18 protein-coding genes are annotated in these 16,627 nt (G+C 23.8%); 2 read left to right on the top strand and 16 right to left on the bottom strand.

The window, feature by feature from the left end; genetic code table 4:
- Window position 1 precedes the first annotated feature (1 nt).
- The 14 genes from AACL10_RS02055 to AACL10_RS01990 all read right to left on the bottom strand — a co-directional run bounded on the left by AACL10_RS02055 (window position 2) and on the right by AACL10_RS01990 (window position 13,235).
- Window positions 2-2,080, bottom strand: a complete 2,079-nt coding sequence (locus AACL10_RS02055; RefSeq protein WP_338985640.1) for a hypothetical protein — start codon at window positions 2,078-2,080, stop codon at window positions 2-4.
- A gap of 874 nt (window positions 2,081-2,954) precedes the next feature.
- Window positions 2,955-3,263, bottom strand: coding sequence for a lipoprotein (locus tag AACL10_RS02050; RefSeq protein ID WP_338985638.1), 309 nt, complete (start codon window positions 3,261-3,263; stop codon window positions 2,955-2,957).
- Between the two features lie 177 nt (window positions 3,264-3,440).
- A complete protein-coding gene (locus tag AACL10_RS02045; protein WP_338985636.1) occupies window positions 3,441-4,910 on the bottom strand; it encodes a hypothetical protein in 1,470 nt (489 codons plus the stop codon).
- Between the two features lie 9 nt (window positions 4,911-4,919).
- The gene (locus tag AACL10_RS02040; protein ID WP_338985634.1) at window positions 4,920-5,153 is read right to left on the bottom strand and encodes a hypothetical protein; all 234 of its coding nucleotides are present in this window, start codon (window positions 5,151-5,153) and stop codon (window positions 4,920-4,922) included.
- A 3-nt stretch (window positions 5,154-5,156) separates the two neighbouring features.
- Window positions 5,157-5,498: a hypothetical protein gene (locus AACL10_RS02035; protein WP_338985632.1), complete on the bottom strand. Its 342-nt coding sequence runs from the start codon at window positions 5,496-5,498 to the stop codon at window positions 5,157-5,159.
- A 13-nt stretch (window positions 5,499-5,511) separates the two neighbouring features.
- Window positions 5,512-6,492 carry a hypothetical protein gene (locus tag AACL10_RS02030; RefSeq protein ID WP_338985630.1) on the bottom strand — a complete coding sequence of 327 codons (981 nt, stop codon included), beginning with the start codon at window positions 6,490-6,492 and terminating at the stop codon, window positions 5,512-5,514.
- Between the two features lie 2 nt (window positions 6,493-6,494).
- Window positions 6,495-6,914, bottom strand: coding sequence for a hypothetical protein (locus tag AACL10_RS02025; protein ID WP_338984957.1), 420 nt, complete (start codon window positions 6,912-6,914; stop codon window positions 6,495-6,497).
- Window positions 6,915-7,355: 441 nt separating this feature from the next.
- Window positions 7,356-7,526: a hypothetical protein gene (locus tag AACL10_RS02020; protein ID WP_338984960.1), complete on the bottom strand. Its 171-nt coding sequence runs from the start codon at window positions 7,524-7,526 to the stop codon at window positions 7,356-7,358.
- 55 nt (window positions 7,527-7,581) lie between these two features.
- The gene (locus AACL10_RS02015) at window positions 7,582-7,785 is read right to left on the bottom strand and encodes a hypothetical protein (RefSeq protein WP_338984962.1); all 204 of its coding nucleotides are present in this window, start codon (window positions 7,783-7,785) and stop codon (window positions 7,582-7,584) included.
- A 69-nt stretch (window positions 7,786-7,854) separates the two neighbouring features.
- Entirely contained in the window at window positions 7,855-8,136 is a 282-nt protein-coding gene (locus AACL10_RS02010) for a hypothetical protein (protein WP_338985628.1), read from the bottom strand.
- A gap of 2 nt (window positions 8,137-8,138) precedes the next feature.
- Window positions 8,139-8,282 carry a hypothetical protein gene (locus AACL10_RS02005; protein ID WP_338985627.1) on the bottom strand — a complete coding sequence of 48 codons (144 nt, stop codon included), beginning with the start codon at window positions 8,280-8,282 and terminating at the stop codon, window positions 8,139-8,141.
- Window positions 8,283-8,565: 283 nt separating this feature from the next.
- A complete protein-coding gene (locus AACL10_RS02000; protein WP_338985626.1) occupies window positions 8,566-8,838 on the bottom strand; it encodes a hypothetical protein in 273 nt (90 codons plus the stop codon).
- 365 nt (window positions 8,839-9,203) lie between these two features.
- A complete protein-coding gene (locus AACL10_RS01995; protein WP_338985625.1) occupies window positions 9,204-10,106 on the bottom strand; it encodes a rolling circle replication-associated protein in 903 nt (300 codons plus the stop codon).
- Window positions 10,107-10,343: 237 nt separating this feature from the next.
- Entirely contained in the window at window positions 10,344-13,235 is a 2,892-nt protein-coding gene (locus AACL10_RS01990; protein WP_338985623.1) for a hypothetical protein, read from the bottom strand.
- Between the two features lie 369 nt (window positions 13,236-13,604).
- Between AACL10_RS01990 and AACL10_RS01985 the strand changes: the two genes are divergently transcribed.
- Window positions 13,605-14,015: a hypothetical protein gene (locus tag AACL10_RS01985; RefSeq protein WP_338985622.1), complete on the top strand. Its 411-nt coding sequence runs from the start codon at window positions 13,605-13,607 to the stop codon at window positions 14,013-14,015.
- Complete coding sequence (locus AACL10_RS01980; RefSeq protein WP_338985620.1) at window positions 13,987-15,030, top strand: hypothetical protein; 1,044 nt, start codon at window positions 13,987-13,989, stop codon at window positions 15,028-15,030. The genes AACL10_RS01985 and AACL10_RS01980 overlap by 29 nt, the downstream gene beginning before the upstream one ends.
- 258 nt (window positions 15,031-15,288) lie before the next feature.
- Here AACL10_RS01980 and AACL10_RS01975 read toward each other — a convergent pair whose 3' ends face one another.
- Window positions 15,289-15,873, bottom strand: a complete 585-nt coding sequence (locus AACL10_RS01975; protein WP_338985618.1) for a DDE-type integrase/transposase/recombinase — start codon at window positions 15,871-15,873, stop codon at window positions 15,289-15,291.
- 176 nt (window positions 15,874-16,049) lie between these two features.
- Window positions 16,050-16,418 (bottom strand): transposase, encoded by a 369-nt coding sequence (locus AACL10_RS01970; RefSeq protein ID WP_338985617.1) that lies wholly within the window; start codon window positions 16,416-16,418, stop codon window positions 16,050-16,052.
- Between the last annotated feature and the right edge of the window lie 209 nt (window positions 16,419-16,627).

Genomic DNA, 16,627 nt, shown 5'->3' with positions numbered 1-16,627 from the left:
TTTATAAAACCTCTATACTATTAATTATTATTGATCAAGATGTTGAAAGACTTGAACATGCAGATCAATATGCTAGTTTTGAAGATATTCAAATCACAATCACTATGTAGTCAACTGAATTTTCTGTTTCTTTATTAATTGAGTAACTAAAATTACTACTAAAGTTTATATTAGTTGAAGAACCACATAGAAAACCACTTTTGAAAGGTACTGGAATTGAAGTTCCACTTCTAAGTTCTTTTGTTCCAGATGAACTTCCATTAGCCAAATCATATGAAAGGATTATATTTTCCTTATCATATTTTCTAAGTTCTGCAGCTGATAATGGTGATTTAGCAGCCATTTTTGTAGCCTTTGTTGATATATTAAATTTAATATTAGTTTTTCCATATTCAATTAAATTATCATAGCCATTTGGAATCGCATATCTCAACTCAAATGAAGAGTTATCTGGAGTTTGATTATAAGTAGGTACATCTTGTTGTGAATCAAAAGTTTCTCCAGTAATAGATCCCTTAGTGGCTTTTCTTAAATCAAAGTTGTTATCTTTTTTAAATATAGTTTCATAACTGAATTCAACTGAACCATAATAAGTTAAAGAATTTTCTTTTGATTTCAGTGTAATTTTAGTGTAAGTTGGTGTAGAAAATATTAATTCTGATTCATTAAAATTAGCACCATTTACATCTTTAATCTTTTGAGTAATATCTGCTGGTTTGATTCAAGAAACTTTTCCTAAATTTTTAACTTTAAAGAAAGTAGATATTTTTGTTCTTTTAATGTTGAAACTCATTCCAACAATTCCTTTATATCCTGTAATCTCTAAAGAAAAGTTTACCCCTTTTATGACTGCATCATTTTCTCCAAAATCTCCTATTTTTATTTCTTTAATATTAAAATCATTAATGCTTATTTTTTTTAATACTGTATTTGATTTTAAAATAGCTTCATAAATTAGTTTCCCAGATTCTTCATTACTATAGTTTGAAATGTCTCCTATATTTTTTTGTGTAATAAGTGCACTTAGGTTTTCAACTTTATATTTTAAATTAACAACATTGGCAAGAGATGTATTAGAAAGAGTTGCAGAATTAAGATCGAACTCAATTTTAGTTTTATTTATTTTATTATATTGAGCAAAAATAGGATTTAACTCTTTAACTTTATTTAGAATAGTTTGGTAATCTAACTTGTCCACTAATCCTAAATCGGTATTTTTAATAAGAGCCGTAATATCGTTAACATTATATGTAACTAATAATGAATTACCATTTTGAAAACTTATAATTTCATTATTCTTTTTAATTTGAATTGCAGAGTTTTCTGGTGTTTGTTTATATGAGTCAGATATAATAACTTGATATTCTGATTGCTTTAAAAAAGCAACATCAGGATTTATTTCTAAAATTCTATTTGAAATTCATTTCTCTGTGATGTCATTGGTAACACCTAAATCTTTGTGTAGCAAAATACCATCTAAAGATAAAACTTCATAACTAAGAGATATTTCTTCATTAGATTGAGGGTTATCTTTTCAACCTAATTTGATTTCACTTAAAGAAACAACTTTTAGATCAATATCATTAATGAAATCCATACCTTGAATGTTGGGATTTAATTCTTTAATTTTATCAATGATTGTTGTAGATTTAATATTTTTAATTTTTCCAAGATCTTTGTTTTTGATAAGTTCTTTTAAGTTTGTAACTTTAAAATCTAAATTAAAGGTTCCAATGTAATCCTTTACTGTTATTTTTATTTTCTTTAAAGTCATAGATTTAATGTAAATAGCTTCATCTTCCAAAACTTTATTAACTTCTTTTATTTTGTTTATCATAAAAGTTTCACTTATATCGTTAACTTCTCCTAAATCTGATTTCAAGTTTAGTTTTGTAATATCTTTAAAACCTTGATTGCTATCGCCAACTTCTTTTTCAGCACTTTCGTCTTGGTTTTTATCTGTTTGGGGTTGGTATTGTTTTAAGCTATCCATGAAACCATTTACAACAAGTATACTTGGTGCTGCAATTGAAGTAAATCCAACTACAAAAATACCACCCAAAATAAGTAATTTTTTCATTTTTCTTCCTCTTTATCTTTTTAAAACTTAAGTAGTACAATTCAGTTTAAAAGATTAAAAAAGTGGAATTTCATTTCCTTTTTTAGTAGACAAAAAGATCTTAATTTTTTTTACATTTACAACAACAAAGCAAAAATGTTTTAAATAAAAAGATTCAAAACTTTTCTTTATATAATTTTTTATTTTTCTAATTTTTAAAAAAACAGGTTTTATTAATTTTGATAAGTTTAATAAAATATCAAAAAACAAGAAACTAATTGGTTCAAAATCAATTAAAGAATTTTTTCTTTTAAAAGTTTTATAACAAACAAGCATAACAAGAAGAAATAAAACAATAATAAGATTAATAGAGAAAATTGTTATTATAGGTGCAGCATAATTAAAATTTGAATCAGTTATTTTATGATTTTCTCTAAAAAAGAAAGTAAAAAAAGCAACAAAAGGAAAATAAAAGATAATCAATTTCAACATATAAATTGATTGAATTCTTTTTTTATAAAGCTTTAAAAAACCATTCAAACTAAAGCGCTTATTTTTTATAGAAATAATAATATATAAGAAATTGAAGAACAAATAAGTTAATAAGAATATCAAAAAAATATTATTAATCAGTATTTTATTATTATATAAAAAAGTATTACTGTTATATACCATGATAAATAAAACATAAACAAAGAAAATAATATATGATGCCATTAAAGGCTTTTTGTTATTTACCAATTTTATTTTTGAAATCATTTGTCCACCATCTTTAAATTGCTATCAAGTAAAGGAAACTCGCTTCGCTCGTTTCCTAGAGGCACGCTACGCGTGCTACACAACACTATATATAATATAACAAAAAAAACGCAAGAGATAAACTCTTTGCGTTTTTTTAAATTTCTATATTAAAAAATAATTTATTTAAATATTTATTAAATCAATCTTTAGTTCCATTTAAATTAGAATAATTTTTTTTAGTTTCATTTTTAAATCAAATTTCTAAATAAACTAATGTTCCACCTTGTATTCCACCTGTTATCTCAAATTTTTTAACTTGTGTTTTATCAACAGTATCAACATAATTATTTCTCATATCTCTAATTTCTACCATATTAGTATTTTTATCGCTACAAGACACTACAACAGCACCAGAAATAGAAATTAAACTTACTGCTCCAAATAAAGATAATAATTTTTTCATAATTTTTTCTCCTTTTTAAAAGAATAACAAAAAAATACCTTAATTAAAAGGTATTAATATTAGTATTTTTGGAAAAAATTCTTTAAATTTTATTAGCTATTTTATCATGACAAATCGAAAAAAATTAAAATAAGTCAATGTTTATGGTAAATTTTAAAAAATACATTGGAATATTTTCTAAAATATTTTACCTAGTGCAATAGCTATTGCTAAAGTAAGAATAGAATAAACCATTAATGAAAAAGTAACGTTAAAAGCAAATAAATTTTGAATAGATTTTAATAACTCTGTTGTACCAACTAAAGACTGAATTAAAGGTCCTGTAATCTTATTAAAACCTGTAAAATCTAAAACAGTATTAATTAAATATATTCCAGCGTTAGTAACACACCCAAAAAGATTACTTATAGAACATGTCATATATGGAATATTAAAATTTCCACTAGGATTTTGAACTACATTATTTCAATCATTAGAATTATAAATAGTAAAATTTAAATCTCTTAAAATTATATTTTTAATTCTATCTGTTGAACTACTATTGAATCCTAAAATTGTCGAAAAGGAATTAAAACCTTTTATTTGATTTTCAATAGCATAATTTACTAATTCAATATCAGGAGGAGCATTCTTCGAAGAACTAGTGGAATAATCAAAAATAGAACTTTTACTATTTAAATATTGATAATAATTTTGATTAGAATCATAAATAATATTAGAAATATTATCATATCTAGCTTGAAAACTAAAAGGTAAAACTTCATTTCCTGCTACCATTCTTTTATCCATATTTAATAATAAACCCTTTGGATAAAGGTTAAAACCATTTTTTATAAAAATATTATAGTTAATAAAGTGCTTTTTTAAAACAGTACTATAAGGCATATTCATAATAACATTTGTATCTGGATCTAAATCAAAAATAAATTGAACCAAATTTCTATAAAAACTATTAAAAAGATTAATAATTTCATTAATATTATATTCCTGGTTTAATTTATACTTATCAAAAAACTTATTTAAAGCATTTTCGAAATCAAAATTAAAAACTAATCTAGAACTATTAAAGCTATAAGGACTTTGATTTTCAATTAAAGGAGTAAATAAAACATTGAAAAAGTCATAATAAATATTTTCTTTCCCAGAACCACCAGTAACTTTAAATTCAAATTCTTTGTTATTAACAACATCTAATAAACTGAATTTATCTTTATAAATTTGAAATGAAAAATACTCTTTATCTTTAATTACTAAATCCAAATCATAAAAACTATAACTACTTAATTGGGTATAAAAATAAAGAACTCACAATTTAACTCAATATTTACTATTATTAGAATCGATAGAACTAGAATCAAATCAAGTACTAGTATCGTTAAAATCTTTTAATGGAGTTAAACCAATAGAAAAAGCATAGTTTTTAGGGTTTATACCTTGATTAAAAAAATCAGACCTTAACATTAATTGAGATTGAATATCATAATTGCCTACTTTTTCATATTCTAAATTTTCAGGAGAAATAGCAGCATAATTAGTTATCTCATTAATTATTCTATTTTGTAGTCCTATTCTTGTACCAACATTTAAAGTTAAAGGTAGTGAAGAAAATAAAGAAACTATAAAACTAAAAAAAATTGAAAAAAACATATAATCCTCCTAACCAAAAAATAATCTTAAAACCATAATTAAAGTACCGAAACTTAAAAATAATAATCATATAGGGTGAGTTGTAATTATAAATAACTGACTTACCAATTTATAAAAATCATTTTCACTACCAAATCAATATTTAATATATTCTAATGAAATTGCAGCAGCACTACCAATATTAGTAATAACAGTAAAACCAACAATTAAAAAGAAAGCAAGATAAACAAATAATTTAACCATTATCTATTTTCCTTTATGTTCAATTGCTTTTGGAGAGTTTGAACCACTAGACTCATTAGGTTTATCACTTGCTTTACCATTATCTCTTACCTTAAATTTCTGACCTGATTTTCTTACTGCTTTACTGTGCGCGTTTTTAACATTACCACTTAAACTACTAAATCTTGTATCACTACCCAAAATCATTAACATAACCTTAATAATTGCTGCAGTAATTCATATTGTATAAAGTGGTATATCTGTTGCAGGTAAAGTTAAAGATCACATTCAATCTGCACACTTCATAAATATATCAACAATAACATTTATTGCATCATTTCAAGTATCTTCATAAGCTAAAAACATATAACCACTCCTTTTAATCTATATTTTCTAATAAATTATTCATACCTAATTTTTTTAATTCATTTATACCTATTTGTGCTTTAACTGAATCTGAAATTTTATCATTATTTATAAATTCTTTTCAATAATAGAATTCGTCTTTTTTATCTGATTTAAAATCTCTCACAAAAGATAAATATTTACTATCATAGGTTTTGGCAACACTTAATGGAATTCTTAAATTAAAGACATATATTCCAAATTTAGGGTTATTTTTTAATTTTGGACTTTCACCCTGAGCTATTAATTTAATTGACTGACTTTCATAAGTTAAATAATTATCTAAATTTGTAAAGCCCCACAGAACCATTTTAAAGCTTCTATTCATAAATCAAGGTCTTTTTATAATACGTGGTATTAAAACTAAATTAGCAGGTTCTCTATAGTCTATAAAGTGCTGATTAATTCTTTGACCTGCAAATATTAAATTTAAATCAAATTGTCTTGCTAATAAATAACTAGGAATAGTACCAGAATATTTTGCTTTGGTACTTTTATTATCAGTTGCGTTCATGTATAAATAAATTTCGTCCAAACATACTAAACTATTCTTTTCTGGTAACGAATAATCTTTATTTTTAAAATCTAAATTATTTAAACCAACAACTTTTGCCTTTTTATTATCAACAAACCAATTTGAGTAAATATTTCTATTTTTAGCATATTGTAATAAATAAGTCATTAATAAAGTTTTACCACTACCCAATGAACCATTAATAAGGGTAATAGGACAATTTTTTAATACATTATTTAATCGAGCAAAATTTAAAAAACTTAAAATTCAATTAATTAAATATATACCAAATATTACAAAAAAAGCTATTATTGCTAATGTTTTAAAAAGTCCATTCGATCTAGAAATAAAAATTCAACATATACTATAAGCAATAGTTATTCATTTACTGTGTATTTCTAATCAATTAAAATACCATTTTCAATATTTAAAATATTTCATATTTAACCTCTATTTCTATATTCAACTCATTTATCATCTAAATAAATGTGAGTTATATAATATCAATAAAGTTTGTCGCCCTGTTTAAATCAATCTAATAAAAATTTATTGACTTTTTGATACATTTTTCATTTCACAGTAGCAGTATCATTTTCTAAAATAATTTCTTGTGCTATTCTACAACCAATTTCATAAGCTGAATAATTAGTTTTTTTCAATCTAACTTTTAATCTATCTTTGATGCATTCTTCAAAATTATAATTATCTTCGTGTATTAAATATTTTTCTTTACAAATTGAATTATGTTCTACAACAATCAATTCAACTTCTCCTTCAAGGTCTCCATCTTTTCTAATTTCAAAGTTTTTATAACCATATTTAATATAATCCGAAAATTCTTCTTTTATTTCTTTAGTTTTCATATTTACACCCCACCTTTAATAAAAATCATCTTGTTTTTTTAATAAATATAATCTACAAACATAAATAAACTCACACAATAAAATTAAATTAAAAATAACTAATAAATAAATATAATCTACTAATATTAAATTTATTCAACAATTAATAAAATAAAATATACCCAAATAAATACTTAAATAATAAATTATTTGACTTAGAATATAAGAAATTTTATTTTGATACAAATTAACACACCACCTTTATAACCCTAAATACAAGTCATAACATAAATCAAACAAAAGCAAATATAACAATTCAAATACCTATAAGTAAAACATAATAAGTAGTATCACTTTGAAAAGAAATACCTAATAAATTACCAAATGAAATTTTATCTAAACCCAGGGTAAATAATTGATATAAAAATATTAATGTATTATTTCAAATTTCATTAAAACCCATTATCAAAGTCCCCCAAATAATAACTTAATGATTTTAATTAGACAAAAGAATATAGCTATTATAAAAACAAATAATACTATAGCTGATATAAAAGGTGGAAACTCTTTTCCAAAAATTATTTGCATAAAATCAATGTAAATATCTCAAACACTTTTATCTGGTTGATTCATGTAATCACTCCTTTACAAAAAAAGTAATAACCCTATATGACTAGTTAATTGGTTTCTAAACCCCGTGTATTAGTTTTCTCAAAGTTTCAATTCCAAGAACAATAAACATTAACACGATAGGTATTAATAGAATTGCATAAGCACCTAAATAATCTAAAAATCAACCTGTAAAAGATTTAGCTCAAGTTGCTAAAACTCCGGCTCATTCTTCAATTGATTTAATAATTGAACTTGTTCCTTGGTCCATTGCTAAAAACATATAACCACTCCTAATCTATATCTCACGACATATTTAATTAACTAGTCATATAGGGTTATTACCCCATAATTAATCTTTTTTATTCATACTATTATTGAATTCTTTAACTTGTTCAGGTGATAATGTTTCTTGTTTTCAAATTAATTTATTGTCAACAATTTCAATTATTCCTAACTCAATAAAAGAATTAATAGCGTCTCTTAATTTAACTTTATTCTTATTAGATAAGAATTTTTTACTTTTAAAATTAATAATAATAGTACCTTTTATTTGGTAAATTAATGTATAAATTTCTCTTGCTATTATTAAAGCAAATGTAATAAAAATAATTAAACCAATTGCTATAGTCATAGTTAATCAATTCCTTTCATTTTATTTAATTCTATTTTATTTTGTAAATCTAAAGCTTCTGTTAATTTTAATAGGCGATATAATAACTTACAAAAATCACATTTTAATTCATAAATTGCATATTCTTTATCACAAGTACAACCCATAGCTATACCTCCATTTTTTTATTTAATTCATTAATAAATTGATTAACATGTTTAATAATATCTTTAAAGTTACTAATAGAACTATAATCAATTTTTAATAAATGGTTTTTAGCTAATTCCTTTGCCTGTGGTCTTAAAACTATATTAGGTATATTTATTAAACTAGGTTGAGTAAATACCATAAATTTTAATATTGTTTTAATTCACTGCTTAAAAATAGCTTCCTTTTTTAGTTTTTTGTAATATTTATTAAATAATATTAAATTACTATTTTTCATAGATTTTAATTAAGTTTATTATTTGGAATAAGTGTGATATCTCTTACTTTTTTTCCATCATAAGAAATAATATGATCTATAATATCCATATTTTTTGCTTTTGATAAAGTTTGATAATCATCTGGTTGACTTGATTCACCAACTCAAAAAGATCTAATATCAGGTGTAATATTTCCTTTTTCTAAACGAATAATTTTACCTGAATAACCTTTCATAACTTCTTTTTTATCTGTTTCGAAGCTTGCTTCTTTAATTTCTAATATTTGTGAACGATACATATAATTCTCCTTGTTTAAAGTCTTATAGACTGATAACCAAAGATTTCCCTATTTAAAATTTTTTAACTATTTTAAAATTATGGTAGGAAATCAAAATATTTTGATTTAATTTTAAAGCACTTAAAATACCTTAAAACTATATTTATTATATTGTTTTTTTTTTTTTTTTTGCAATAATTTATAGGTGGAATATTTATTATGGTAGGTAAATATTTCATACTAAAGTACCTTTATAGGTGCTTTTTTTATTTTTCATAACACTACCTCCAATTCTATATTAATAATTGTTTATTAATAACGGCAAATGGCGCTAAGGCGCTGGATAACTAATTTATAACTAAACCTTTTTTGTTTAAAATAATATCTTATTCATGTTCTTTAATTTTTTCCCTACCTTTTTTCATTCAATATGAATACTTATCAGGTAAATAAGTAGCATAACCATCAATAATAGCTTGTCTCATTTTTATAGCTATATGAATATATGGATCTAAATCAACTTCAAAATCAAAAATTTTTAATCTATCACAAACTAAACCAAATAAAAAATCACATTTACTACTTAATTTAAATGTATAAAAATTTTCTGTTTTAATCATAAATTGAGTTAAATCATTAGGATTAATATTTAATACTCCAATTTTAGTTTTAGGATTAGAACAATTACTACTAAAATGATAAGACTTGATATTTAAATCATATTTATTTAAATCTTTTGAGTCCAATTTATTTACTTTACTCATATATTTAGATAAATATTTAATTACTCTTTTTCTCCCCGAAACTCCACCTTTTACTTTAACATTTCAATTAATACCATGAGGTCAATAAGTAAGAATTATAGAATTAGGAATATATACATTTAATATTATATGGAAGTGAACTGCTCCACGTTTTTGATATTCATATATAGATACATATTTTAATTCTTGGTTTTTACGAAATTTAGAACGTTTTTCACTATAAAATCAATATTTTAGTTTTTTAAAGAATAATTGTAAATCATATTTAGCTTGTTTGATATCTTGCATATTTTTTGCATATGTGAGAGTAAGAAATGATAATGTTTTTTGGTTATAAAAGTTATGAAATGATTTTCTAATAAATTTACCTTTACTGCGAATTTTACTATTATTTAATTTTTCTTTATTTTCCCCAATATTTTTAACTCCATCTTTATTACGTAAATTACTTTCATAACTACTTAAAGGCAAAATACTAGTCCTTACCATATCTCCATAGTAAGTCTTTGAACAATAATATTCCATAAATAAACTCCTTTTAAAGAGTTTCCATACAATAAAAAACAAAAATAAGTTTTAAAATGGTAGGAAACTTAATTTTTAATATAATAAATTTTTTCTTTGTCGTGTTGTGTTATTTTATTAATAAAAATATAACACCATTATTCTAAAAAGGTTTTTTAATACATAAAAGACATTTTAAGAAGTACTTAATCAAATAAAATATTAAAGGCATATTTTTAAATATGCCTTTAATATATATTAGTTAAAAAGTTTTGAAATTTCAGGATATTCTGTAACTCCGTTTACATAAAATCCTTGAAATTGATATTCAACCTCTCCTTTTGTATTATTTTGTCCATCTGTTGCCTTTATGAATAATTTGTAAACACCTCCGCTAAAATCTTTAACAGAACCCCTTTTAATTTCAATATTTTCAATGTTCATTCTATTAAGATCAATATTCATTGATATAAATTGATTTAATATTGCTTTTTCTACTTTATCGGCATCTTTCAAGTCTTCTTTGTTTGTAAAAGAGAGGATCATTTGACCCGAAGATTTTATTTGATTTTCAGGATCACCTAAATCTAAAGGACTCACCCTTAAAAAGGCATCAGATAGGGTTCCCCTTATGATTTTAGAACTACTTTTTGCAGATATTTTAAACTCTCTATTTATTTTTTGTCCTTGTATTTTATGAAAATTAGATATTTCAAGTTCTTTTAGATAAATTTCATATTCTCCCTCTTTAAATTTATTTACTTTAAATAATTCTGACAATATTTTTTCTTTATCTTCTTGTTGTAAATCTGAATCAGAATTTTTATCTGCTAGACCCTCAATATATCCTAAATTGTCTTCAAATTTACTTATGTCTAAAATACTTTTTACAATTACATTGAAACTAACATCTTGTGCACCTTTATACGATACAGTTATCTTAGTTTGTCCTTCTTTTAATGGTTTTAACTTTAAATAGTTTGTTTCATCATTTAAAGTTGCTTGAACTATCTCATTTTTATCTATATTAATTTTTAATTTTTCACCATTAACTTTATTTTCAACTTTAATTAAAAATTCCATTTCATCTGATGTTTCAAATAAAGTTACATCTTCAATTTTTTCTATTACAGGATCTAAAATTGTAACTTCATTTACCTTTACTTTAATCTCAGATGATTTCGCAGAGTTATCAGCAACGAAAGTCAATTTAGTTTCTCCTTTTTTTATAGCTTTTATTTTTATTTTGTGTTCCTGACTTAAGATAGTTACTTCAATAAAGTCTGTTGGTTTTTCAACCAAACTTAAATTAATTATATTTTCATTATAACTTACAGTTTCTTCAACAACTTCTCCATTTATAACATCTAGTTCAATATCATTTTTAGAGAAATTTATATCTACTCTATTATCGCTAATAGTTACTTTTAAAAATTCATTTTCAATCGAGTTGTCTGCTTGGAACTCTAAATTAAATGTTCCTTTTTTAAGAGCAACTACAGTTATAGTTTTATCTTCTTCGCTTATTTTAACATCTAAAGAATCGTCAGTTTGTGTAACCATTATTAGGTTTTGAATTTTAGAATTATAATTTAAAACTTCCTTAGCTGTTGTGTTATTTTTTATCTCTAAATTAACTTCTTGTTTAGAGATATCTATTTTATATCCCTCATCTAATACAATTACCTTTACTGTTTTTGTATTTAAAGAATTATCTGATTTAAATACAATATCTGCCTCACCTTTTTTAAGCGAAGTAAAAGTGACTAAGTTTTTCTCTTTGTTGATTTCTACTTTAACAACATCGCTTTCTAAAGACTCTAACTGTAAATTTTTAATTTTAGTGTTGTAATTTATTTCTTTTACTTCAGGTTTACCATGTAAAATTTTTAAAGTAATTTCTGAAGGAAGATCGATTTCATAATTAACAGCAACTGTTTTCACAGTTAAAATAGATTCTTCTAAAGCATTTGGTGAATTGAAATATATTTTAGCTACACCAACCTCTTTAGGTTTTAAAGTTATTTCATGATTTTGTTCATTTATTGAAACTTCCACTTCACCATCTTTTTTAGAAACAAATAAGTCTTTTATGTTTTTGTTATAAGTTATTGTTTTTTCGTTGTTTGTTTCTTCTTCCATTTTTAATTCTATATTTGTTTCAGATAGATTTATACTTTCTAAATTAACTATCTTTATTTCAACTCTTTTATAAATGTCAAATTTTTTAGAATAAAAATTTTGAAAATATTCACCGATCTCAATTTTTTTATTTGAATTTTTAAAAATGATTTCTCTATTTTCTATATCTATATTTATATCTATACTATCAGGAACTTTTCCGTTTTGTTTTTCTAAGTCATCAACATTTTCATTGATTTTTATTTTTTGTTCATTTGATTTTTCATTAATAAAAGTTATTGCGCTTGAAGAAAGTAAATTATGTTCATTAACACTAACCTTAGTGAAAACGAATCAAAGCGTAACAGAAAGAACTATTGCCAATAAAAGTGAGAATAAGATTGAAAGTGAAATTCACGCAGATTTCTTAGATCTTTTTTTGGTTTTTGGTTTTGGTTTCTCGATTGGTTTCTCGATTGGTTTCTCGATTGGTTTCTCGATTGGTTTCTCGATTGGTTTCTCGATTGGTTTCTCGATTGGTTTCTCGATTGGTTTCTCGATTGGTTTCTCGATTGGTTTCTCGATTGGTTTCTCGATTGGTTTTATTATTAAATTTTCTTTGTCAAAATCTTTAATTAGAGATACTTTTTCAAGTTCATTTACTTTTTTTGTAACAACTTTATTTTTATTTGTTTGTTTTAAAATTGGTTTTTTAATTTCAGTATTAATTATTGGTTCGTTTTGTACAAAACCTTTTTTAGATTTTAAGTTATCTTCTATATTTGTTCTTTTAAGTCATAAATGTCTGTTGTTGTAGATTATCATTTCACACAAAAAACAATGATAACACACACCAGTAAATATGTGTTCATATATTGGGACTTGTATAGATGGCCAATATATATTTAAATTACACAAATTTCTAACTAAATTAAAAGCATCATTAATAGATTTAAATCTTGCTAAAACATTATGATTATTATTTTGAACAACGTAAAAAAGGTCTTCATTCACTAAGATGTAGTACATAATTAAAACCTCCCAAAAGAAGAACAATTATGTTGTACAAAAATTTAAAAATTACCCTTTAGTTTTTTATTTTTTTAACATTAATATCTACAAAAGGTTTTAAAAACCTCAATTTACTAATAAAAAAATACTCTACTAATACTAATTCTATCTTTTTTTTTTTTTTTTGCAAGGAGCTGATTAGCTCGGGTTACAAAACAAAAAATAGCAAAAGCTATTTTGAGAAATATAAAATAATTTCAAGTTGCAAAACAATTATAATAGTCAACTTAAAAACCCCAAACTATAAAACAAATATTTATGATAATAATGTAATAGCAATTGTAGAAATATGGTTGGCTGGGCGGGAATGATGAAAGAAAGGTAAAAATGAAAAAAATACTTCCAATTTTTGGGTTAATGACTCTTGGTACAACTGTGCCAGTTTCAATTGTCCAGAATATTTCAAGTAACAAAATTAATAATACAACACAAAGTACATTTGATTTAAATAATGAACTTTCAAAAAGAAAAAGTAAGTGTGGCGATGACTTAGTAATAGAATACAAAAGTGAAACAAATTCTTTAGGAAGACATGTAAGTACACTATATTTAGATCAATGACTAGTTAATGCTCACTATGATTGAGCAACAAGAGAAGATTCAGGAATTTATAATTACAATAGAGTAATGTATTTTTTGGAATTAACAGTACCTGGATTTGCACATGAAAGCGATCAATACGTAAAAGAGTTAATAACAAAAAACACTAATGACCGAATCTTTAAAATATGTAAATAAAAGCATTAGTGGATTTTATGTACAAATAGAAAATACTCATTTTGGCTATAAAATATACTATGGGATATTTGATACATGAAGAAATGCTCCTATTGAAACAAATTGTGAACCATGAGTTGAATATGTTTCATGAGATGACAGACAAGTTAACGAAACAGTTAACAGAATATCTTATGCTTTTCCTTATTATGATAGATATGGAAATTTTAATGATATAAAATATGGTTTTGAATTCTTTAGCTTACCAGTTGCACATATATATTACTATTTCCATCAAGCAGATTATCATGATTCTTTATTTTTATATTGAAAAGAAGATATTTTCAGTACATGAGATTTTGATTTAAACAAAGAAGTCTGATTTAAAAACGAACATTTAAATGTTAGAAAAGGACGTTATAACCAAGTAGATATTTCAACAGATTATAGTATAGCTGTTGGAGAAGATACTATAAAAATAGCTACAAAGATTAAGGCAAAAGGATTTGCCGCCAAAAATCCTGATTATGGTGTTCAAATTAACTATGGTGATTATTTCACCCTATTTAATTCTAAATCAGATATAGAAGTTATGAGAGACTTTGAAAATAGAACAAAACTATTGCCCCCAAGATTAGAAAATAGAGTTCTTTCAATGATGGATTTTACATTTTCTACTGTAAATGATTGATGATTAATATTAAATTTAAATCATGAATTTTTAAACACACTTTGAGCTCATTTTGGCTTAAATATGGGTTTTAGCGAAAGAGAAATTCTATTCAGTGTATTTAGTTCATTATTTAACGAATTTAATATATTGAGCAATGAACAAAAAGAGATATTGATAAACGGAATTCAAGAAGCTATTAAAAGGCAGTTTCATGACGCTGGTTTACACGGTCTTGTAGATAACTATCATCCAGCAAACGGAAATACTGTTTATGGAGTTTGAATGTTTGTTTCAACAAATTCAATTAGTGGATGATATTCATCAATAACCCCCTGAGATCACTTACAAGAACCAGATCAATAGAAAATATTATTTTGATATTAATAAAAAAAAAAAAAAAACTTACTTATGTAAGTTGACAGAGTTTTAAATTGGTAATCATTAAATTAAAAAATGAACCATTCGTTAGATTTATAATAGCACAAAAATATCAAAGTAACGTAAAAAATTATAAACCAGGGTTTATTTTATTTGCAATGTTTTTGAACAAAAGTGCAATGTTTTTGAACAAAAGTGCAATGTTTTTGAACACTTTTGTACTTTTTTTGAACACTTTTATTATTAAATACTATATCTATTTTCTATGTTTTTATAATTTATATACCATTGATTTCAATCCTCAACATCTTTTCAATATTCTTCTACAGATTTATAAAAGTTATTATGTATAGTGACCTTTTTTAAGTGACTGTGAAAAATTTCAATAATTACATTATCTGCACATGTATATGCGTTTCCTTTTGATATAATTAATTTAGAGCTTCTACACTTCTCTAAAAACCTTTCTGAAAAGTATTGAGCTCCGTGGTCCGAGTGAATGATGACATCACTCGGATTTTTTGATTTTCTAAGAGCATCTTCTAAATTTGCTAATACTAAATTTGTGTCGTTTTTTGTACTTAATTTATAATCAATAATGTTAAGTGTATAAGCATCAATAATTGTAGATTGATAGAAATGGTTACCTTTATAAACATGTACACTAACATCTGTATATCAACATTGGTTAGGTTTTGTAAATTGATTATATTTTCTATTTACATGATCAATAGATGCAAATCTTGGATTATTTCTAATTGACGCCCTTCTCTTCATTCTTCTTTGCATTCTTTTAGAATAATTAGATTTTAATTTAGATATTTTCATAGCTCTTTTTACTTTAGTTTCTGAAACTTTTATCCCATATAATATAAATAAATATTTTGTTATTCGTCTATAACCAAATTGTCTTCTTGATCATAAAAAAACTTTTTGAACTTGTTCAATAAATTTAACATCTTTTTTAAATTGTGTTGCTTCTGTAAATTTAAAATTCTTATATTTTAATCAGGTTGACCTTTTAACTTTAAATACTTCAAGTAATAATTTAACTTTATATTCCTTTCTTCACTTTTTGATAATTTCAATTTTTTTTCTTGTTGATTCATTACAGAAGCAAGAGACTTTTCCATAAGTTCACATTTATTCTTTCAAAATTCAAGTAATTCGGTTTCATCTCCTGGTGGTCTTCCAACTTTAGTATTTAATTTTCCAAACCTATAGCTTCTTATTCATGATTCTATAGTATTTCTATTTATTTTAAATTTAATAGCTATTGCAGCAACTTTTGCATTTTCTTTTAAACATTCATTTACAATAAATATCCTAAATTCTTTATTGTATTTTTTAAATTTTTGTCCTTTCTTTGCCATATTATCACCTCATAAAAAAGTCCTTATTTAAATAAGGACCTATGTTTATTATACTATTTTAAAATTCAAACAATCTATGTCTAAAAAAACTTAAAGCATGTTCAGCTGCATTAATAGCATCTAATTTATTTTTTTTAGGTCTTTCATCTCTTAAATTTTTTTCAAGATGATTTTTACATCTAAATAATTGGTCATATAAATAACCATGA

Origin of the sequence: Spiroplasma endosymbiont of Diplazon laetatorius, assembly GCF_964019625.1 — a bacterium.
Taxonomy (GTDB): domain Bacteria; phylum Bacillota_I; class Bacilli_A; order Mycoplasmatales; family Mycoplasmataceae; genus Spiroplasma_A.
The sequence above is the reverse complement of the archived record's forward strand: the minus strand, read 5'-3'. Positions and strand labels throughout refer to the sequence as shown.